Source organism: Tractidigestivibacter scatoligenes, assembly GCF_001494635.1.
Lineage (GTDB): Bacteria > Actinomycetota > Coriobacteriia > Coriobacteriales > Atopobiaceae > Tractidigestivibacter > Tractidigestivibacter scatoligenes.
The window spans coordinates 74,572-94,646 of record NZ_LOJF01000001.1 but is presented as its reverse complement, the minus strand read 5'-3'; the positions used below and the strand labels follow the sequence as shown (position 1 = coordinate 94,646).

General features: G+C 62.8%; 15 protein-coding genes and 1 tRNA gene. 9 read left to right on the top strand and 7 right to left on the bottom strand.

Annotated elements, in window-relative coordinates; translation table 11 throughout:
* Positions 1-70 precede the first annotated feature (70 nt).
* Together AUL39_RS00420 and AUL39_RS00415 are read left to right on the top strand one after the other, a co-directional pair.
* Positions 71-2,146 carry an elongation factor G gene (locus AUL39_RS00420; protein ID WP_059052550.1) on the top strand — a complete coding sequence of 692 codons (2,076 nt, stop codon included), beginning with the start codon at positions 71-73 and terminating at the stop codon, positions 2,144-2,146.
* Between the two features lie 197 nt (positions 2,147-2,343).
* The gene (locus AUL39_RS00415; protein WP_160326998.1) at positions 2,344-3,258 is read left to right on the top strand and encodes a hypothetical protein; all 915 of its coding nucleotides are present in this window, start codon (positions 2,344-2,346) and stop codon (positions 3,256-3,258) included.
* Positions 3,259-3,565: 307 nt separating this feature from the next.
* Here the strand turns inward: AUL39_RS00415 and AUL39_RS00410 are convergent, their stop codons facing one another.
* A complete protein-coding gene (locus tag AUL39_RS00410; protein ID WP_059052544.1) occupies positions 3,566-4,510 on the bottom strand; it encodes an endonuclease/exonuclease/phosphatase family protein in 945 nt (314 codons plus the stop codon).
* Between the two features lie 598 nt (positions 4,511-5,108).
* Between AUL39_RS00410 and AUL39_RS00405 the strand changes: the two genes are divergently transcribed.
* From AUL39_RS00405 to mtnA, 5 genes are all read left to right on the top strand, one after another.
* The gene (locus AUL39_RS00405; RefSeq protein ID WP_059052542.1) at positions 5,109-6,617 is read left to right on the top strand and encodes a hemolysin family protein; all 1,509 of its coding nucleotides are present in this window, start codon (positions 5,109-5,111) and stop codon (positions 6,615-6,617) included.
* Positions 6,618-6,780: 163 nt separating this feature from the next.
* Positions 6,781-7,599: a cyanophycin synthetase family protein gene (locus AUL39_RS00400; protein WP_059052535.1), complete on the top strand. Its 819-nt coding sequence runs from the start codon at positions 6,781-6,783 to the stop codon at positions 7,597-7,599.
* Between the two features lie 99 nt (positions 7,600-7,698).
* On the top strand, positions 7,699-8,145 hold the full coding sequence (locus tag AUL39_RS00395; protein WP_059052534.1) for a YtxH domain-containing protein: 447 nt from the start codon (positions 7,699-7,701) through the stop codon (positions 8,143-8,145).
* Between the two features lie 148 nt (positions 8,146-8,293).
* Positions 8,294-9,397, top strand: coding sequence for a PRC-barrel domain-containing protein (locus AUL39_RS00390; protein ID WP_059052533.1), 1,104 nt, complete (start codon positions 8,294-8,296; stop codon positions 9,395-9,397).
* 64 nt (positions 9,398-9,461) lie between these two features.
* Positions 9,462-10,535: an S-methyl-5-thioribose-1-phosphate isomerase gene (gene mtnA / locus AUL39_RS00385; RefSeq protein WP_059052532.1), complete on the top strand. Its 1,074-nt coding sequence runs from the start codon at positions 9,462-9,464 to the stop codon at positions 10,533-10,535.
* Between the two features lie 234 nt (positions 10,536-10,769).
* Here the strand turns inward: mtnA and AUL39_RS00380 are convergent, their stop codons facing one another.
* The 4 genes from AUL39_RS00380 to AUL39_RS00365 all read right to left on the bottom strand — a co-directional run bounded on the left by AUL39_RS00380 (position 10,770) and on the right by AUL39_RS00365 (position 15,126).
* The gene (locus tag AUL39_RS00380; protein WP_059052529.1) at positions 10,770-12,029 is read right to left on the bottom strand and encodes an Nramp family divalent metal transporter; all 1,260 of its coding nucleotides are present in this window, start codon (positions 12,027-12,029) and stop codon (positions 10,770-10,772) included.
* Between the two features lie 3 nt (positions 12,030-12,032).
* On the bottom strand, positions 12,033-13,886 hold the full coding sequence (locus tag AUL39_RS00375; protein ID WP_059052528.1) for a magnesium transporter: 1,854 nt from the start codon (positions 13,884-13,886) through the stop codon (positions 12,033-12,035).
* Between the two features lie 516 nt (positions 13,887-14,402).
* The gene (locus AUL39_RS00370) at positions 14,403-14,954 is read right to left on the bottom strand and encodes a LemA family protein (RefSeq protein WP_059052524.1); all 552 of its coding nucleotides are present in this window, start codon (positions 14,952-14,954) and stop codon (positions 14,403-14,405) included.
* Between the two features lie 86 nt (positions 14,955-15,040).
* Positions 15,041-15,126 (bottom strand) — tRNA-Ser (locus tag AUL39_RS00365).
* Between the two features lie 73 nt (positions 15,127-15,199).
* Between AUL39_RS00365 and tadA the strand changes: the two genes are divergently transcribed.
* Together tadA and AUL39_RS00355 are read left to right on the top strand one after the other, a co-directional pair.
* On the top strand, positions 15,200-15,697 hold the full coding sequence (gene tadA, locus AUL39_RS00360; RefSeq protein WP_070807523.1) for a tRNA adenosine(34) deaminase TadA: 498 nt from the start codon (positions 15,200-15,202) through the stop codon (positions 15,695-15,697).
* A gap of 149 nt (positions 15,698-15,846) precedes the next feature.
* A complete protein-coding gene (locus AUL39_RS00355; protein ID WP_059052522.1) occupies positions 15,847-16,977 on the top strand; it encodes an ATP-binding protein in 1,131 nt (376 codons plus the stop codon).
* 184 nt (positions 16,978-17,161) lie between these two features.
* Here the strand turns inward: AUL39_RS00355 and AUL39_RS00350 are convergent, their stop codons facing one another.
* Together AUL39_RS00350 and AUL39_RS00345 are read right to left on the bottom strand one after the other, a co-directional pair.
* Positions 17,162-18,451, bottom strand: a complete 1,290-nt coding sequence (locus AUL39_RS00350) for a class I SAM-dependent rRNA methyltransferase (protein ID WP_059052519.1) — start codon at positions 18,449-18,451, stop codon at positions 17,162-17,164.
* Between the two features lie 205 nt (positions 18,452-18,656).
* The gene (locus AUL39_RS00345) at positions 18,657-19,925 is read right to left on the bottom strand and encodes a DEAD/DEAH box helicase (protein ID WP_059052517.1); all 1,269 of its coding nucleotides are present in this window, start codon (positions 19,923-19,925) and stop codon (positions 18,657-18,659) included.
* Positions 19,926-20,075: the final 150 nt, after the last annotated feature.

Sequence of the window (20,075 nt, the reverse complement as noted above, 5' to 3'; positions counted from 1 at the left end):
AGGCACGGTGGCTTCGCCGTTGCGCTTCTCCTCGGCGATGCCGCCCTGGCATGCGGCTCGAGGAGGAACCATGGCTACAACGGGCACTGAGAAGGTCAAGAACGTAGTCCTTGTGGGCCAAGGCGGCGTGGGCAAGACCATGCTGGCCGAGGCCATGCTGCACCTGACGGGCAAGACGACCCGCCTGGGCGGTCACGCCGGCACCAAGCCCACGCTGGATTACGACGCGGAGGAGGGCGAACGCGGCTTCTCCATCTCCACCACCATTGCCCCCGTCGTCTGGGGGAACACTCGCATCAACGTGCTTGACGCGCCCTGCTATCCGGACTTTGTCGGCGATGCCTATGCAGCCATGAGCGCGTGCGAGACGGCGCTCTTCGTGGTTGACGCGGCAGGCGGCCTTGGCACCGTGACCACGCGCCTGTGGTACGCCGCCGAGAACCTCTCGCTCGCGCGCGCCATCTTCGTGAACCGCTGCGATAGGCCGGACGCAGACTACGACGTGACGCTCGAGGGGCTGCGCGAGCACTACGGCAACAATCTGGGCGCCGTCACCATTCCCATGGGCACCGGCGACGCGTTTGGTGGCGTCATCGACGTGGTTCACATGAAGGCGCGCCACCTCGAGGGCGGCAAGCCCGTGGTGACCGACGTTCCGGCCGAGTACAAGGACGCCGCCGACGAGGCGCGCGCCAGCCTTACCGAGCTTGTGGTCGAGGCCGATGACGAGCTCATGATGCGTTACCTCGAGGGCGGCGAAATCACCCAGGCCGAGCTCGAGGGGCTTCTCGGCAAGGCCATGGCCGAGCGCGTGTTTGTCCCCGTCTTTGCTGGTTCTTGCGTGCGCGAGGAGGGCCTCTTCTCGCTTATGGACGCCATCGTTGGCTGGTTCCCCACGATGGCGGACTTTGGGCGCATCCCGCTGGTCAACGGCGAGCAGCTTGACATCTCGCCGGACGATGACCGCCCCGTTGCCTTTGCCTTCAAGAGTCTCAACGACCCGCAGAACGGGCGGCTCTCCTTCCTCAAGGTGCTGGCGGGCACGCTGACGCCGGGCATCGAGCTCACCAACGCGCGTACGCGCAAGACCGAGCGACTGGGGCACCTTTACCTCATGTGCGGTCGCGAGACCGAGGAAGTTCAGTCTGCAGCGGCCGGCGACATCGTGGTGGTACCCAAGCTCGAGGCAATGACGGGTGACACGCTCTCCGTTACCGGTAAGGTCGAGGCTGCGGCGTTCCGCTTCCCCAACTCGCTCTACCGAATCGCCATCGAGCCTGATAAGCGTGGCACCGAGGGCAAGCTGTACGCATTTCTCGAGAAGGCCGCCGACGCCGATCCCACGCTTAAGGTTGAGCGCGACGAGGACACCGGCCAGACGGTCATCTCCGCTATCGGCGAAGCGCAGGTGAGCGTGCTGCTTGATCGCCTCGAGGATCGTGCGGGCGTGACGGCGCACACCGTGGCTCTGCGCATCCCGTATCGCGAGACCATCCGTCGTGTCGCCTCTGCGCAGGGCCGTCACAAGAAGCAGACTGGTGGTGCCGGCCAGTACGGAGACTGCTGGCTGCGCATCGAGCCCAACCCCGGCAACGGCTACGAGTTTGTTGACGAGGTCGTGGGCGGGCACATTCCGCGCGGCTTCATCCCCGCCATCGACAAGGGCGTGCAGGAGACCATGCGCGAAGGCGTGCTTGCCGGCTACCCCATGATTGACGTTAAGGTTGCCGTTTACGACGGCTCGTACCACCCCGTGGACTCCAACGAGATGGCCTTCAAGACGGCGGCGCGTATCGGCTTCCAGAAGGCCGTTGCCCAGGCTGAGCCGGTGCTTCTCGAGCCCATGGCACACCTGCGCATTACCGTGCCGGACAGCTACGCCGGCTCCGTGATGGGCGACGTCTCCGCCTCGCGCGGGCGTGTCGAGGGTATGTCTGCTGGCACGGGCGCCGCGAGCGGCGAGACCACGATTGAGGCAACCATCCCGTACGCCGAGGTTACAGACTACGCCACGCGCCTGCGCTCGCTCTCGCGCGGCACGGGCGAGTTCGAGATGGAACTCTCGGGCTACGAGCAGGTGCCGCATGACATTCAGGCAAAGCTCGCTGCCGAGTACGCCGAGAAGCGCGCCGCCGGCGAGAAGTAGTTGTAGGGATACGCTTGGCGTTCTGCCAGGTACATAGTGGTATCGAGGCCGGCTCTATGAGCCGGCCTCGTTCGTCTTCCGAGGAAGTCTTGCACGTGGCTGACGGCTTCCTATCTAGGTTCAGGGGGTGACGGTGCATGGGTACGCGTCTGGTTATTGGGTTTGAGTCAGCGCTTAGCTTCTGGCGGTCGGCGCGAGTGGCACAGCTGGTAAATCGTGACGCGGCGGCACAGGAGGAGCCTGGTGTGGTGTTCGGCGCGGGGAACTTGACGTTAACGGAGCGGGCACGCAGGGCGCTGGAAATCTGCTGCTGCGACGGACCGCTGGATGTCGTTATTGGTGAGAGAGACGCTCGGCATAACTGCCCGCTTATCAGGGATCACCGATGGGCCGGGCCGGCGGTTGGCGAGGGGCTATTCAGGGTCGACGAGCGGATGTACATATACCGAATGCCCGCGGTTCTGGTTCAGCTGGCAAGCATCTGGGATGACGTTGAGCTTGCGATGGTTGCCATGGAAATGCTTGGCACTTACGGACTCTCTGACCAGCTGGAAAAGGGATGGGATGTCGATCTTGCCCCGTTGATCACGTATGGGGAGCTGACGAAGTATATCCGTGCCTCAAAGGCGCTGGGAGTTCGAGGCTCAATCCGGGCAGACTCTGCTCTTGAACTTGCCGTCGCAAACTCCAATTCACCTCGTGAGACGGCTTTGGCGGTGTACTTCAATCTTTCAAGGCGTCGCGGTGGTGCTGAGCTTAGAGGTTTTGAGATGAACCAACCCATTGAACTGGTGGGCGAGCAAAGGGAACTTGCTGGCCAGGATCAAGTGAAGCCAGATTTTCTCTGGGAATGCAAACGCGTAACAGTTGAGTACGACAGCGATCTTACGCACCTAAATTCGAAGCAGAAGACCAAGGACGAACGTCGAAGGAGCGCGCTTGAGTCAGTGGGTTACAAACCTCTGGTTGTGACAAATGGCATTACCAGCGATGAGGTTGCGCTCAATGCGTTGACCTCGCAGCTTGAGCGGCGGTTGGGCTATCGGAGAAAGCCGCTGAGCGCGCGGGAGGCAGCGCTTAGGTCGATGCTCTTGCGTCGGCTGTTCGGCTAAGGTCGCCGATGCATCGAACTCGGCTCCGTTACGCAAAATCCCGAGTTTGTGCGCCGAACTGCCTCTCGTTACACGTGTATTTGGGACAGTGCGAGGTATTAGAGTATGCATATTGTGGCAAATACTTCGATAAACACAATATGTTGTGGCTGCTGCCCAATCACTACTTGGGGTTGCCCAGAAACTACGTGTAACGTAGGGCAGTTCGGCGCAAATAACTCAATTTTTGTGTAACAGAGCCGAGTTCGATGCAAAACCCCTCCCGCGCGTTGCGCGGGAGGGGGCGGGGCACCTGGGGTGCCCCGCCCTAGGACGCTTCGAGGATTCCTATCAGCGCTCGGTGGTCCGCTCCACTGACAGCCACCGCTTCAAGGTTGCTCACCACAATGCCCGAGGACTTCGAATACACAAAGTGGTCGATCTCGATGAGCGAGGGAACTTTGCCGCTTGAGGGGTACGTCATGTAGAACCCCTGTCCGCTCTGTTCCCCGGCATCCACAAACGTGTCACCAAGAAGCTCGCGGAAGCGCGCGTGATCCCACGTCGAGTTGAAGTCACCGCACAGCAGGTAGGCGTGGTTGTACCCAGAAAGCGACTGTATGACAGAAAGCCCCTGGCTCCACTCGCTCTGAGCGCCGCGTACGGGCGAGTTGGGGTGCACCGCCACGATGCGCACCGTTGTCCCACCCATCACAATATCGGCCGCTGGCATCGAGCTCGTGTTAATGGGGAGCAGGTTGGTGGACACATTCGACATGGGCGCCGCCGTCCAGATGCCGTTGCGCCCTCCGTTGTTGATCTCTGACGCCGCATCGGAAATCTCGTGGTACGGCAGGACAGTATCGAGCCCCGCCGCGCTCAGCGCCTGCACCTCGGCATCCGTAAGCTCCTCCAGGCAGAGGACCTCAACGTTGTAGCTCTTGACCAGGGCGATGATCTCTGCCGCTGAGGCGTTTCCGTTGTACGTGTTGAGCGTCATGATGCGCGCGGCGTTGTCGCTGGTAGAGGCCGACGCCTGCACACTCGTCACCGCTGAAGAGCTCACGCGCGACGTTGGGATAAAGTACCCGATGTGCCAGACGGCAATGGTTGCGAGAGCCGCTGCGCTCACAACGAACAAAATCCGGCGTCGCCACAGCGCAGCCAGAACCAGGCATGCAAGCACCGGCACAAAGAGCACCGGCACAAACGAAACAAGCTCCGGCACCGCGCGACCATCGGAGTACGACGCCGGAAGGCACCTGATTGCCATTAGCCCCAGGCACGCGAGCATCACCAGCCATAGAATAAAGCTCAGAAACCCGTGCCGGGCCCGTTTTGGGCGGCGCCTCGGCTTTTGAGCTCGCGCATTGGGCCTCCCGGTATACCCGGCATATCCGTTTTCGCTGGATGTCGCATACCCGTGCTCTGCACTGGGAGAACCTCTCCGATAAAGGCTGGGCTGCGTGCCATCCATGAGGGCCCCGGGAGCAGCAACAGGCATGACGCTGGTATGTCCCACCTCCACGCTGGTGCTTGCTTGGTCATACGATATGGGCCCAAGTCCGTCTTCGATGTCTCCCATCTCCATCGCCCAGCCAACGTCGGGAATGGGGTCAAGCAGATCCCGCGTGCTGTCGGTGTCTTCGGCCTCGGCGCTCCCTTCGCTGGTCGGCCTTTGGGCCACACATCGTACCAGCCGCATATGGCGCCCTCGCGAACGCATAAAGACGATACGAACCATTGGGTTACGACTCATGCGTAGCGCCGCGCCCAGTGGGTATTTCTTATAGAATCAGATAGCAGCCGCGACTGCCGCCACCCGGCCCGCAGCCGCACCCGTGTCGTCCAAGGAGGTTGCGCACTCGCGCATGGACATAGCCTTATCGATTCTCGTCACGTTTCTGCTCACCCTGGTGAACGGGTACTTCTCGATGTCGGAGATGGCACTTTCCACCGCACGGAAGGTGCTGCTCGATCATGATGCCGAGGAGGGTGACGCAAGGGCGGCCACCGTTGCGGACATGATTGAGGACCCCACGCAGTTCCTCGCCGCCATCCAGGTCGCAATCACGCTTGTTGGCTTCTTCTCGTCCGCGTTCGCAGCCACCAGCCTCTCCGAGCCGTTTGGCATGTGGCTCTCGGGCTTTGGCATGGATCTTGGCCTCGCAAACGGTCTGGCCACGGTGCTCATCACCCTCATCGTGTCGTACTTCTCCATCGTGGTGGGCGAGCTTGTGCCCAAGCGCATCGCCATGGCCGACGCCGAGGGCGTCTCCAAGCGCGTCGCAGGCTTCTTGCGCGGCTTCTCGCGTGTTGTAAAGCCGCTCATCTGGCTCACCTCCGCGAGCGCCAACGGCATCGCGCGCCTGCTCCACGTGAAGTCCGCCGAGGACCGCCAGGAGGTCTCGGAGGACGAGATTAAGTACATGGTCACCGACTCCGACGAGCTCTCCGACGAGGAGAAGTCGATGATCCACGAGGTCATCGACCTGGGTGACACCATTGCCCGCGAGGTCATGGTGCCGCGCGTGGACATGTGTGCCATGCGCGAGGACGCCACGCTCAACGAGGTGCTCTCCGTTATGCGCCGCACGGGCTTCAGCCGCATCCCCATCTATCGCGGCAACGTCGACCGCATAGTGGGCATCGCCCACATCAAGGACCTCATCTCGCCCATCATCGACGATGGCCGTGGGGACGAGAAGATCTCGCGCCACATGCGCACGCCAGACTTCGTGCCCGACACCAAGGACATCATCCCGCTGCTCTCCGAGATGCAGTCGAGCCACGATCAGATGGTCATCGTGGTGGACGAGTACGGTGGCACGGCGGGCGTCATTACGATTGAGGACATCGTCGAGGAGATCGTGGGCGAGATCGAGGACGAGTTCGACCCAGACAACAAGTACCTCACCAAGCTCTCGGACCGCGAGTGGCTCGTCGACGGGCGCTTCTCGCTGGATGACGCCATCGATCTTGGCTGGCCGGTAGAGGACAACGAGGAGTATGAGACCATCGCCGGCTTCATCACCGACATGGCCGACAAGCTCCCGCATCCCGGTGACGTGATAACCAAGGACGGCTACACCTTCCGCGTGCAGTCCATGCGAGGCCGTCGCATTGCCATGCTGCGCGTGACGGCTCCGGAGCCTACGGAAGAGGAGGGGCTAGGCACAGGTGAGCAGGCCAGCGACTCCGAGGGCGACAAGGACAAGGCACCCGAGAAGAGCGATGCCCCTGCCGTGCCCGCCGAGTCCGCCGACAAGCCTGTGCCACCCGCGCTGCTTCAGTCCCGCGTCGCCAAATTGCGTGAAAAGTCGCAACAGAAGGGCGACTCGGGCGAATCGCACAGCGAAGAAGGGGAACAAGGCGCCTAAGGGCACCGTTTGGCCGCGCCTTGACCGGACCCCGCCCCGCGCTGCCGCTCGGCATGCGCCGTCCGGCCATGCACCAAAGGTTCAGTCTGGGTTTTAACTACAATGGAGCCTAGACTTGACCGCCTGTCCGCACATGCGGGCGCAAAAGAAGGGGAGCCGCACGATGGCCCAGCTCGTGGAAATCAAAAAGGTCACGGTAGGGCCGAGGGATCTCGACGCCCTCGTGGAGATTGCCCCCAATGCCCCGCTTATGACCAGTGAGGACATTGAGGCCACCGCACGCGTTTTCCATCTCATGCCCGAGTTGGCAGACCACGTATGCATGGGGGACTCTGGTCGACTCTTTCGTGACTGCATGGGCCACACCGAGCTTGCCCACCTGCTCGAGCACATGACCGTTGAACTTCTCGCACGTACAAACATCGCAGGTGACATTACCTGCGGGCGTACGTATCCCGTTGCCGGCAACGAGCGTGCCTTCGACGTGGTGTTCCCCTGCTCCGATGACGTTTTGGTGACGTCGGCGCTCTCGAGTGCCGCGTGGATTCTGCAGTGGGCATTCACTGGCGGCGGTGAGCCAAAGCCCGACGTTGAAGCCATTGTCGATGGCATTGTTGGCCTGGTGCAAAGCGTCTCTGGTCCCGTTGATGAGGGCGATGAGGGCGCCGAGCAGGACGCACCCATCCAAGAAGACGTGCAGGATTCGACAGATGACGAGCCGTCCGCCAGCGAGGAGGCTCCGTTCGCCGAGGAGTCCGCTCCTGCCGAGGAGCCGGAAGACCCCATGGCCACCGCAAGCCCCGAGTCCACGCTTGTCTCGCCTGCGCTCGCGCCGAGTGACTCTTCAGTGACAGACGACGAGCTCGACGAGCCGGATGACGTCGCCGAGGAACCTGCGCCGGAGCCCCAGCCGGAAGCTGCCGCGCAAGATGACGGCGACTGGGACATGGCGAACATGCCGCGCCCCCGTCCGGTGAGGTAGCTCGCTTCGAAAGGCATTTCGCTCGAGCCAATTGCTGGCCGAATTTGTAGTTGGAAGCAAGAGGGTCGCATCTGCGTCCCGCAACGACAGGAGGATGTCATGAGCAAGACCGCTAGTTTCGTCCTTGGCAGCATCGTTGGTGCTGCTGCTGGAGTCGTCGCTGGCATGATGCTGGCCCCGCGTCCGGGTGCGGAGAGCCGTGCCATGGCCGCCGACGCCATGAACGACGCGTGGGACTCCGCCGTTGACACCTACGAGCGCGGCGCTCGCAGCGTCTCCGATCGCCTGGGTGACGTGCGTCCCGGCGTCGACGCTAAGACCGACGAGCTTCGCGCAAAGGTTGACCTGGCTCGTGAGCGCATGGACCAGCTTCGCGACTCGCTTTCCGAGGCGGTCTCCAGCACGTCCGCGCAGGTCTCCGATGCCGTGAACACCGTGACCGATCGCGTTTCGAACATGGCTGGTGACGCCGCTGCCGCCAACGAGTCTGCCGCGCAGTCCGTGCACGTCGAGGTTGTCGACAACGCCGAGAAGCCCGAGGAGTAGGTCATCCATTTGACCGGAGCGCATTGGTTCGTAACATGGCGGGGTGCCCCTGGGCGCCCCGCTGCCATGTTGGGAACGCCCTGGGCCCGGGCCCGATGCGGCACAAACGCCACGCGTTGCCGGCATATGCGGTAGGGGGAGAGACACCGTGACCAAGATCAGCGACATGCAGGGCAAGAAGGTCTTCATCACCAAGAAGGCCCGTTCGAAGAAGCCCAAGAAGGGCGAGAAGACACCCGCAGGCGAGCAGAACGGCGAGCGTCTCTCCAAGCTTGGAAAGATTCACATGGCCGTGTTCACGCCTGACGGCCGCTCGATGGTGGGCTACCTGGTGGCACGCCCCGATGTCGCGGGCATGGTCAAGCGCGAAGACGTCTTTGTGGCCTATGACTCGCTTGCTGCCTGCGAGAAGGGCTTCCGGGTTGTGGACGAGGACAATGCCTTTGACGACAAGGCACGCGAGCGCCTGGGCGTGGACTGGGACTCATGCATCATGTGGGCTGGGATGGACGCCCGTACCGAGTCCGGCCGCGAGCTGGGTTATGTGGGCGATGCGGAGTTCGACGAGGCCACGGGAAAGGTGACCAAGTTCCTGGTTGGCGACGGTGGCATGGCAACGGCACTCGTGGGCTCGGTGGAAATTCCACCCAGCATGCTGGTGGGCTACTCCAAGGGTCGCATGATCGTGAAGGACGAGGCCTCTAAGCTGGAGCTCAATGGCGGCCTAGCCGCCAAGGCGGGCGAGGCTACGGCAAAGGCAAAGATTCGCGGTGCCGAGTTTGGCGAGAAGGCCGGCAAGGCTACCAGCGAGGCCGTTGACAAGGGCTCGTTCGCGCTTGGCAAGGTGCTAGGCAAGGCCAAGCGTGCCATAGACGACGCCCGCGCCGAGAACGAGGAGGAACGCGCCCGCGAGGAGGCCGAGGAGCTGCGCGCCACTGCCGAGAAGAACCAGCTTCCCGCAACCGAGGCGGCAGACGTTCATGTCTCCGAGCCCACGGCTACGCTCAAGGCCGGCGCCGACGAGCGCGCCGCCACGGCCTCTGAGCCAAAGACCTATGCCGTAAAGAAGTCCGCCGCAGGTGCTGGCGCCAAGTCCGTCTCGGCAGCCAAGCCAGCCACAGCCAAGGCCAAGAAGCCGGCAGCCAACCGAAGCGCCGGCGACGAGGCCGCCCGCGCTCTGGGGCGTGGCCTTAACAGCATGGGAAAGATGTTTGGCTCGTTTAAGGACGAGTTCGATAAGGCGAGCAAGTAAGCGGCTGCGCCCCGTGGCGCTTCTCGCCGCGGCACCGCAGGCACAGAGAGGAGACCAGGCCCGCATGAGTGTTGAGGAATTCTTCGACCGCGTCATCTCGGTGAAGCTGCCGGAGGACTGCGAGTCTTTGGACATCATCGACCAGACACTTCTTCCCGGTACGGTGAAGCGCATCAACCTTCGTACTAAGGAGGAGCTCTGGGAGGCCATCAAGAAGCTGCGCGTGCGCGGCGCTCCAGCCATTGGCGTGGCCGCGGCCGAGGGGCTGGCCATGCTCGCCAAAAAGATTGATACCGCCGACCAGCAGGAGTTCTATCGCCAGTTCAAAGAGATTGCGGACTACCTGGCAACTTCTCGTCCCACTGCCGTCAACCTCTTCTGGGCGCTCAACCGCATGGACGCGTTCTGCCGTGACCACCTCGACCTGCCTGTGGACCAGCTCAAGCAGGAGCTTATCGCCGAGTCGCGCCGCATTCGCGAGGAGGACGTGCAGATTAGCCGCAACATCGGTGCCATTGGCTTCAAGATCATGCAACAGGTGAGAAAGCCGGGGCAGCCCGTGGGCATCCTCACCCACTGCAACGCCGGCACGCTGGCTACGGCCAAGTACGGAACCGCCACGGCCCCCATGTACACGGCGCTTGAGCAGGGCTGGGCCGGCACCGACATGCACGTGTACTGCGACGAGACCCGCCCGCTTCTCCAGGGTGCGCGCCTCACGTCGTTCGAGCTGTACAACGCGGGCATCACCACCACGCTGCAGTGCGACAACATGGTTTCGATGCTTATGCAGCAGGGCCGCATCGATGTGGTCTTTGTTGGCTGCGATCGCGTGGCGGCCAACGGTGACGCGGCAAACAAGATTGGTACCTCGGGCGTGGCCATTCTCGCCAAGCACTACGGCGTGCCGTTCTACGTGTGCGCCCCAAGCTCGACCATCGACCACGACACCCCAACCGGCGCGCAGATTCCCATAGAGATGCGCGGCCCCGACGAGGTCACCGAGATGTGGTACAAGGAGCGCATGGCTCCGGAGGGCGTGGACGTTTTTAACCCCGCGTTCGACGTGACCGACCACAGCCTGATTACGGGCATCATCACCGAGAACGGCCTGCTCTCGGCGCCGTACGAGCTGTAGGTCTGCGGCGCTTTGCTCCCGGCGGCGGCCGGTGACGCCGCAGCGAAGGTTTCGTACGCCGTAACTGCGACAACGGGCCTTCCGGCGAGAAGTCGGCGCCGGAAGGCCCCCTTTGTACGTGATTGCTTCCAAAACGCTCCCTCCGGCGCCAGAATCTCGCCGAAGGGAGCGTTTTCGCAATCGTGTGCGCTGAGAATCGCTGTTGCGGCGCCGGCGTTCGCTGTTGCGGAGCCCCTACAACCCCATTGCCTGCAGCACAAACATGATAATCGTGAGCACAATGACCACCACGATGGTGAACCACGTGAGAACCGTCCACACGTGGCCGTTCACGTACTGGCCCATGACGCGCTTGTCGCTGGCGATAAGAACCATGCACACCATGAGTACCGGCAGCAGCACGCCGTTGATGACCTGCGCCAGCATCATGATGCCAAAGAGGTCAACGTTGGGGATAAGTACGATTCCCGCCGAGAGAATCGTGATGCCGGTGATGATGGCGCGGTACGCCGGCGCCTCGTTCCAGCTGCGGTCGACGCCGCGCTCCCAGCCGAAAGCCTCGCACACGGCGCTTGCCGTGATGCCGGGCAGCACGCACGCTGCTAGGAACGACGCGCCCGCAAGGCCGGCCGCAAAGAGCGCCGAGGCGTACTGGCCCGCAAGCGGCACGAGCGCCTGCGCCGCGTCGGCCGCGCTGTTCACGGTGACGTCTGCCGGGTAGAGCACGGTGCCGGTCGTGAGGATGATGAACCAGGTGGTGATCTCTGCCGCAATCACGCCAGAGACGTTGTCTGCGCGCTGGCCGGGGATGTCGGAGCCCTTAAGGTTCTTCTCGACCACGTTGGAGCTCACCATGAACAGCATGTACGGCGAGATGGTGGTACCAACGTTTGCCACCAGCAGCGACACGTAGCCGGGGTCGCTCGAGAACTGCGGGACCACCGTGTCCTTCAGGGCCAGACCCCAGTCGGGGTTGGAGATGATACCGCTCACGATGTAGGTGAGGAACACGCAGGAAAGCGCCAGCAGGATTTTCTCGACGCGGTGGTAGGAGCCGCTCTGCGTGAGAAGCCACGTGGCAATGCCCGCGATGGGTACGCTCACCTGCAGCGGAATGCCAAAGAGCTCCATGCCCGAGGCAATGCCGGCAAACTCGGAGAGCGTCACCGTAAAGTTGGAGATGATAAGCGCGAGCATGGCGATGGCCGAGACGCGCACGCCAAACTGCTCGCGGATGAGCGCCGCAAAGCCCTTGCCGGTGGCGCAGCCCATGCGCGCGGCGGTCTCTTGCGCCACGATGAGCAGGATGCACATGAGCGGCACGGTCCAGAGCATGCCATAGCCGTACGTGGCGCCGGTCGAGGAGTACGTCGCAATGCCGCCGGCGTCGTTGCCGGCCATGGCGGTGAGAAGGCCTGGCCCCATGGCGGCGAGAATCGCGAGGCGTCCGGTCTTCTTGGTTGTCTTCTTGGTGCCGTTCTTTGCCTCTGCCATGGGCTACCCCAGGACGATTCCGGTCGTGCCGGTCACGGCGATGGCGATGGCAAACACCACGGCGGCGACGGTCATGGAGATAATGGCAAGCGCAAAGCCCGAGGTCTCCTGGTTCCTCTCGTCACGCTTGCGAAGAATCACCAGGTAGATGGGCGTAAGGGCAAACGAGACCAGCACCGAGACGGCGGCTGCGGTAAAGCCCAAGCGAAGCGCATGCGCCAGCGCGGCGTCGGAGGCGTCCGGCAGCGCCAGGCTCACAAAGGCAAGTACCAAGAGCGTGCAGATGAGGGCAAAGACCAGGCCGGTCCCAATGCTGCGCAGCGTGAAGCCAAGCGTGGAGGGCGAGTCCTCGTCGTCCGGGTCGTTCTCCAGGAAGAAGTTGGTGACGTAGCTCACGGAGTCATCGGCCACCACAAGCGCGAGCGGCATGGCCGCGCAGGCGAGAAGCGCCGTCGTGAAGGTGCTGGTGTCGGTCTTGAACGCAAAGGTGATGATGGCCGTGGCCACAACCCAGAAGAAGAACCAGGCGTTGCGGCGCAGCAGCCACACCAGGTCGTGGGCGTGCTCGGTGCCGTCCGCGTCGGAGCTGGCGCCGCCGGCAATCTGCAGGTCCTCGGCGTGCTCCTCCTCCAAGACGTCCAGGGCGTCGTCTACGGTGACAATGCCTAGCAGCTTGCCCTCGTCCGAGACAACGGGCATGGCCAGCAGGTTGTACTTTGCGATGTCCTGCGCAACGTCCTCCTGGTCATCCTCGGGACTGGCGGTCTTAAGTTCCTTGGTGGCAATGTCATCGAGACGGGTGTCGGGGTCGGACACAATGAGTCGTCCCAGCGTGACCACGCCGGAGAGCTTCTCATCCTCGTCGGTGAGATAAACGTAGCGCACGCTCTCGAAGTCCTCGTCCAGCCCGCGCAGGCGCTCGACGGCGTCGGCCACGGTCTTGTCCTCCGGAAGCGAGACCACCTCGGAGGTCATGATGCGGCCGGCCGTGTCCTCGCGGTAGCCCAAAAGCTGGCGAATGGCCTTCTGCTCGTTGACGCCCATGAGCTTGAGGAGCTTCTCGGCCTTGTCGTAGTCGAGCTCTGAGACAAGCTCGGCTGCGTCGTCCGGGTCCATCTCGGAGAGGATTCGCGACGCGTCTGCCTCGTCCATGCTGCCCATGATCTGCGCGGCCATGGCGTCGTCATCCAGTTCGGCCATGGCGCCGGCGCGCTGCTCGTCGTCAAGCTGGGCAAAGACCTGCCCGCGCAGGCGCGGGTCCAGGCGCTCGATGATGTCGGCGATGTCGGCGGGGTGCATATCGTCGAGGGTCTTGTGCGAGACCGAGAGCTTGACGTCAGAGAGGTCGCGCTCGACGAGGTCCATGTAGCTCCACGCAATGATCTTCTCGGGGAGCTGCTTGCCAAACGTGTGCGCGATGCGCAGCGCAAGTCGCTCGATGCCGGGGGAGAGCGAGCGCAGGATGCCGCGGATGCCCACTTCGGCGCCAAGGAGGCGCAGCTGGGTGGAGTTGGTGTCCGAGAGCTTGAGGTCGTTCACGCGCACCACGCGCATGCCGCGGGTATCAACAATTTGCTTGTTGAGAATGTCGCGTGCGAGAAGGACCTCGTTTGGCTGCAGGTAGGAGAAGCGGATGTCGGTGGCGACGACCTTAAGGTGTACCTCGTGCTCGTCGTAGGAGTCAACGTACTTGCGCCAGCTGATCATGAACGGCGTGTGGCCGGGGCCCATGAACGCAAGGCTGGTGACGCGAGGAAAAACTTCGCCGGTGGCGATGCCCAGGTCAGAAACGGTGCCTATCTTCTCGCCATTAAGGTCGAGAACCGGGTTTCCCAGGAGTTGGGAGAGGTAGATCATGCGTGCTCCTTCTCTGCCGGCGTGGACCCGGGTAAGGCTACGCACACGGCATATGTGGTGGAACGGCACCCCATGCGGCGGGCTGCCAATAGCACGCCGGAGGGGTCATCGACTGTGAGGTCGGGGTTTCATGGAAGCCTTTCTCTTTGACCTTTGATGACCGCGCACGACACGCTTGGCCATGCGCACAGGTCATTGTACACGAGGGCCCGTGACGAAGGGCTGTTGGCCCCATCGCGTTTGCGTAACGATTCGTTAATCTCCACGTTAGGGTGCAAGGGAGCGTCGGGGTCACGGTACTGAGTCACCTCCCTGCGCCACTCTCCCTGCGCCACCCTCCGTTCTTTAGCGGAATCTGAGAATCGGGGGTGACGTTTCCGCAGGTCGCAATAATTGCGATTCTCAGATTCCGCTAAAGAACGAGAGAACCAAGCTCTCCGCCGCCTCAACAGCGAAAAGCCGGTGGGGCGATATTGCCCCACCGGCGCTAGGCCTGCGTATCTCGCCGAGAAGAGACTAGAACTTGACCTGCGGCGCCTGGCGCGCGGCCTCAGACTGAACCTCGAAGCCCTGACGCTCCTTGAACTTGGAGCCGGCCACGACGTTGCCGGGGAAGGTCTCGATGGCGTTGTTGTACTCGAGTACGCAGTCGTTGAAGCTCATGCGCGCGTAGCTAATCTTGTTCTCGGTGTCCGAGAGCTCGGACTGCAGCTGCTGGAAGTTGGCGTTGGCCTTGAGCTCGGGGTATGCCTCGGAGACGGCGAAGAGCGACTTCAGCGTGTCAGAGAGCACGTTGGAGGCAGCCATCTTGTCCTCGGGCGTCTTGGCGGACATGACGGCCGCGCGCGCCTGTGTGACGGCCGAGAGCGTTCCGGACTCGTGCGCGGCATAGCCCTTGACGGTTTCAACCAGGTTGGGGATCAGATCGTTCCTGCGCTGCAGCTGCGCGTCGATGGTCTGCCAAGCGTTGTCACAGCGGTTGTCCTTGCGAACGATTCCGTTGTAGATGCTCACAAACCAGACGGCGAGAACAACGATGATGGCGATGATGACAATGACAACGATCATGAGGGGCTCCCTTCAAGCGGGCGGGCCGTGGCGGACGTACCAGGGACGCAAGCGGCGTGCGGTGCTCCATGACGGGACGCATGAGGCGGAGGGGGAGGGATTCGAACCCTCGAGACGCAAGGCGCCCGGCGGTTTTCAAGACCGCTGCAATCAACCACTCTGCCACCCCTCCGTTGGGTGCGTGGATATATCCTAACGCATACGCTGGAAAAGTTGGGCCCGCGACGGAACAAGAGGGGCGAGAGATGAGCCAAGACGAGCAGAGCAACAACGCGGATGCCGCTGCGGAGGACCTTCGGTTCATGAGAGTCGCTCTTGAGGAGGCTGCTGCCGCGGCGAGCGAGGGCGAGGTGCCAATAGGTGCGGCGGTGGTGTGCGACGGGCGGGTTGTCTCTCGTGCGCATAACCGTCGCGAGGAGGATGCGGACCCTGCAGCGCACGCCGAGTTTCTCGCCATGGAGGAGGCCGCACGGGCGCTTGGTCGCTGGCGGCTCTCGGGGTGCACGGTCTACGTGACGCTCGAGCCGTGCCTCATGTGCGCAGGGCTCATGGTTAACGCGCGCGTGGACCGCTGCGTGTACGGTGCGCCCGACCCCAAGGGTGGCGCGCTCGGCACGCTCTTTGACGTGAGCCACGACCCGCGGCTCAACCATGCGTTTGAGGTGACGCCGGGCGTGCTTGCAGACGAGGCCGCCGAGCAGCTGCGCACGTTCTTCCGCGCACGTCGGAAGAGCAAGGGGTAGCGGCGACAAGGGCGCTGCATACGACCAGGCGATGCAAGACGGTATAAAATCGTGCAAGACGGTATAAGTTCGTGTAGAACGGTATGAAATCGTGTAATACGGTATAAGTTCGTGTAAAACGGTGCAAAACCGCAAGGAGGGTATGTCCAATGAACCCCTTCAAGCCCACGGCTGGCAAGATGCCGCCCATTCTCATTGGCAGGGAGTCGGTCATACGAGATTTTGAGGAGGCTCTGGATAACGGTGCTGGTGCCCCTGGCCGTCTGATGCTTATCTCGGGTCAGCGCGGGTTTGGTAAGACGGTCATGCTTACCGAGCTGGGGCGCGTTGCCAAAAAACACGACTGGGTTGTGGTTTCCGACACGGCGTCGAACGGTTTGTGCGAACGGCTTGTGGCCGCTCTTTCATCGGGTGCCGTTAGGTTCGGCGGAGCGACAATCAGCCCCTCCGTGGGGGTGGGAGGAATGGTCTCCGCCAGTCTTGGGAGCGTCAGTATCTCGCCGAGCAACGCAGCGCTTACACTGAGAGAGGCCATCGAAGCGAGGCTCAGGCGAATGCCGGATGGCAAGGGCATTCTTTTCACCATAGACGAGGCACAGGCGGCCTCGGAGGAAGACCTGGTTGCCCTGGCTACGGCCATCCAGCACGTCCTGAGGGACGAAGACATGCGGGACGTTTCGGATGCCAAGAAACATGGGGTGGCGTTTGTGTTTGCGGCTCTTCCCTCGATGGTTGATGAGGTGCTCAACAACAAAGTTCTTACGTTCTTGCGCCGTAGTCAGCAGCAGGTGCTTGCCGAGGTTCCCCTCGCCGATGTCCGTGCTGCATACGTGGACGCGGTCAGGGAGTCCGGCAAAGAGATTGGCCAGGAGGATGCCTTGGCTGCTGCGCAGGCGGCGGCCGGCTATCCCTATATGGTGCAGCTTGTTGGCTATTACATGTGGCAGGCGGCGGATCGCAGGGGGTCCAAGACCATCGAGCGCGCCGATGTCGAGCGTGGCGCCAGCGATGCCGTGGTGGCGTTTGGCGAGGCAGTCTGTGCACCAATCATGGACGGGCTTACCCCTGCGCAGCGGGAGTTTGTGAAGGCGGTCGCTGCTGATGCGCCCAGCTCTACCGCGGTGTCAGATATCGCAAAGAGGTGCAGCAGAAGTTCGAGTTGGGTGAGCAAATACCGCGCGAGTCTTATAAAGGAGCATGTCATCGAGGCGGACGGCAAGGGTTACGTGCGCCTGTCGACACCTCACATGGCAGAGTACCTGCGCGGCTCGTCGTGGTAGGTAAAGTGAGGGTGGACTTGCTCTTGTTGACGAGCAATGCAAATTAGCTTCTCGGCTCTACTGATGAAATTTAGCAGCTTGTACTGATGAATCTTTTCAACTGCTACTGATGAACTCTCTCATACAGCCCATTTTTTCATATGTGGTTTAGTCCCCAGAGGCCATATAACAGCAGGCAAGAGCCCTACACTACCTGGAACACAAAAAAGTCCAGGTAGTGGGTCTCGGGGACGCCCCACAGGATGGGGTGGTCCGGAGCCTGCTGGCGTTCCTCGATCTGACGCAGCTGGACATTTGCGTTATGCGCGGCCTCGGCAATGGCGCGGGCGAGAAGGTCGCGCGTCATGAAGTGGCTGCAGCTGCACGTTGCAAGGTAGCCGCCGCGCGGTAGGAGCCGCATGGCCCACTCGTTAATCTCGCGATAGCCGTGGGCGGCGTGGTCGACGGTCCCGCGGCTCTTGGTGAATGCCGGCGGGGCCAGGACGATAAGGTCGAAGGGGCCGCCCTCCTCGCGCAGGCGCTTCTTGTCCGAGACAAGCTCCGGCAGATACTCCAGCACGTTTGCGCAGGTGAAGTCCATCGTTGCCTCAAGGTTGTTGAGACGGGCGTTCTCGCGTGCCAGGTCGATGGCCGTCTGGCTCACGTCGACCTCGCGCACAAACTCGGCACCGCCCGCCGCGGCGTTGAGTCCAAACGGCCCCACGTGGCAGAAGCAGTCGAGCACGCGGCGCCCGCGGGCCAGTTCGCGCACGGCACGGCGGTTGTACTTCTGATCGAGGAAGAACCCTGTCTTCTGGCTGTTCTCGAGGTCAAGGTCGTAGGCAATGCCGTTCTCGTGCGCAATTACACGCGCGCTATCCGGCATGGGCCTGCCGTCCTCGACCCACCAGCCCTTCTCTTGCGCAAGGCCCTCCTTGAGGCGAGAAGGCGCGTCGTTTCTCTCGTAGATGCCGCGGATGTCCTGGCCGTCGGAGCGCAGTACGTCGAGCAGCAGCGGGTAGAGCGTGGGGCGCAGCCGCTGCATGCCCACGGTGCCCACCTGCGAGACGAGCACGTCCTCGTAGCGGTCGACGACGAGGCCCGGAAACCCGTCCGCCTCCGAAAAGAGCACACGGCAGCAGTTGGTGTCCGGCTCGCAGCCCGGAAGCGCACGCGAACCCATGGTGGCCTTGCGATAATCCCACGCCCACTGGAGTTTGCGTGCCCAAAACGCTTCGTTGATGCGGTCGTTGGCATTGCGGCTCACCACGCGCACACGAATCTTGCTCTGCTCGGAGAGAAGCCCCACACCCTGCCAAGTGCCGTTCTGCTCGACCACGTCCACCACGTCGCCGTTCTGGGCAGCGCGTCCGTCCGCGGGTGCGGGCTCCATGCGACGGACCTCGCCCTCGAAGACCCAGGGGTGTCCGCCGGCAAGGGCGCGGGCGGCCTTTCTCGTGACGATGACCTGCGGATACGGACGCTGCTGCTTCATGGATATCCCTCTTGTGGGTGGGTCGTGGCTTACTCGTTGGCGTGGCGGGACCGGACGGCGTCTCTCTGCGGCCCCCCTCTCCGTTCTTTAGCGGTTTCTGAGAATCGGGCCCCGCATTTGCCCAGTTGGCGAGAAGCTCGGTTCTCAAATACCGCTAAAGAACGGAGAGGGGGGAGGGGGGGCGAGAGGGCCGCCGGCGCCGGCCCTAGAAGTGACGGCCGTACCGCCCGCCGCCAAAGCCGCGCCCGCGAGCCTTGGAGCCCGAGAACATCGTGCGCGTGGGCTTGACGGTCGAGCGCCCGGACTGCGGGATGATGCGTCCCTCGTCGTAGGCAAAGCCGGGCAGATCCCACACCGGCACGAGCTTCTTGGTGAAGTACTCGATCTCTCGCAGGGGGCTCACTTCGTCGGGCGCCATGAACGTGTAGGCGTGGCCCGTTGCGCCGGCGCGGCCGGTACGGCCAATGCGGTGCACGTAGTCCTCCGGGTCCATGGGCACGTCGAAGTTGACCACCGCGTCGATGCCCTCGACGTCGATGCCGCGGCTCATCACGTCTGTGGCAACAAGCACCTGGACCTTGCCATCGCGGAACCGCTCGAGGGCCTTCTCGCGCGCCTTCTGCGGGCGGTCGGCGTGCATCACGTCCACCTTGAGGCCGGCGTTCTTGAGGAGCTTCGAGACGTCGTCCACGCGGTGCTTGGTGCGACAGAAGACCAGAACGCGCTCGGGTTGCACACCGGTGCCTCCACCGGTCTTGATGAGTGCCTCCAAAAGCTGGGTCTTTTGGCCCTGGGTGACGGGGCAGAGGTGCTCCTCAACCGTGTCGGCCGTCTGTCCAACGCGTGCAATCTCCACGTAGGCGGGGTCTCTCAGCAGCGCGTCGATGGTGCTCTTGATGCTTGGCGGAATGGTTGCCGAGAAGAGCAGGGTCTGGTGCTTCTCGGGCAGCGCGTGCATGATGCGGCGCACGCTTGGCCAGAACCCCATGTCGAGCATGCGGTCCGCCTCGTCTAGCACCAGGACTTGCACCTTGGAGAGGCTCACGTGGTTGTGCTCCATGAGGTCGAGCAAGCGGCCGGGCGTGGCAACCAAAAGGTCGCAGCCCTTCTCGAGCTGCGCGATCTGCTTGTCGAACTTGGCGCCGCCCATCACTATGACGGCGCGCTGGCCTGTCTCCTTGCACACCACGCTCACCACGTTGTCAATCTGCGCGGCAAGCTCGCGCGTGGGCGTCACCACCAGGGCGAGCGGCTCCTTGCTGGGCGCCTTTTTGCCCTGGATGAGCTGCAGCGCAGGCAGGGCAAACGCAGCGGTCTTGCCGGTTCCCGTCTGCGCGGACGCAACCACGTCGCGCCCCTCAAGGACAACGGGGATGGCCTGCGCCTGGACGGGGGTGGGGGTTTCAAAGCCAAGGGCTTCCACCCCGGCGAGGATCTGCTCGTTTAGCCCGAGCTCGGCAAATGATGTATTCATGCTGCACAGTATGGGGTATGTACGTGCGCTTTTCCACCTTCACGACAATATCGCCGCATGAAAACGGGGGACAGTCAACGCGCTCTTTACTATACTGGGAGAGCGTGCGTGCCATATGGGGTGCGCGTGGCGAGAAGGACCTTGCATGAG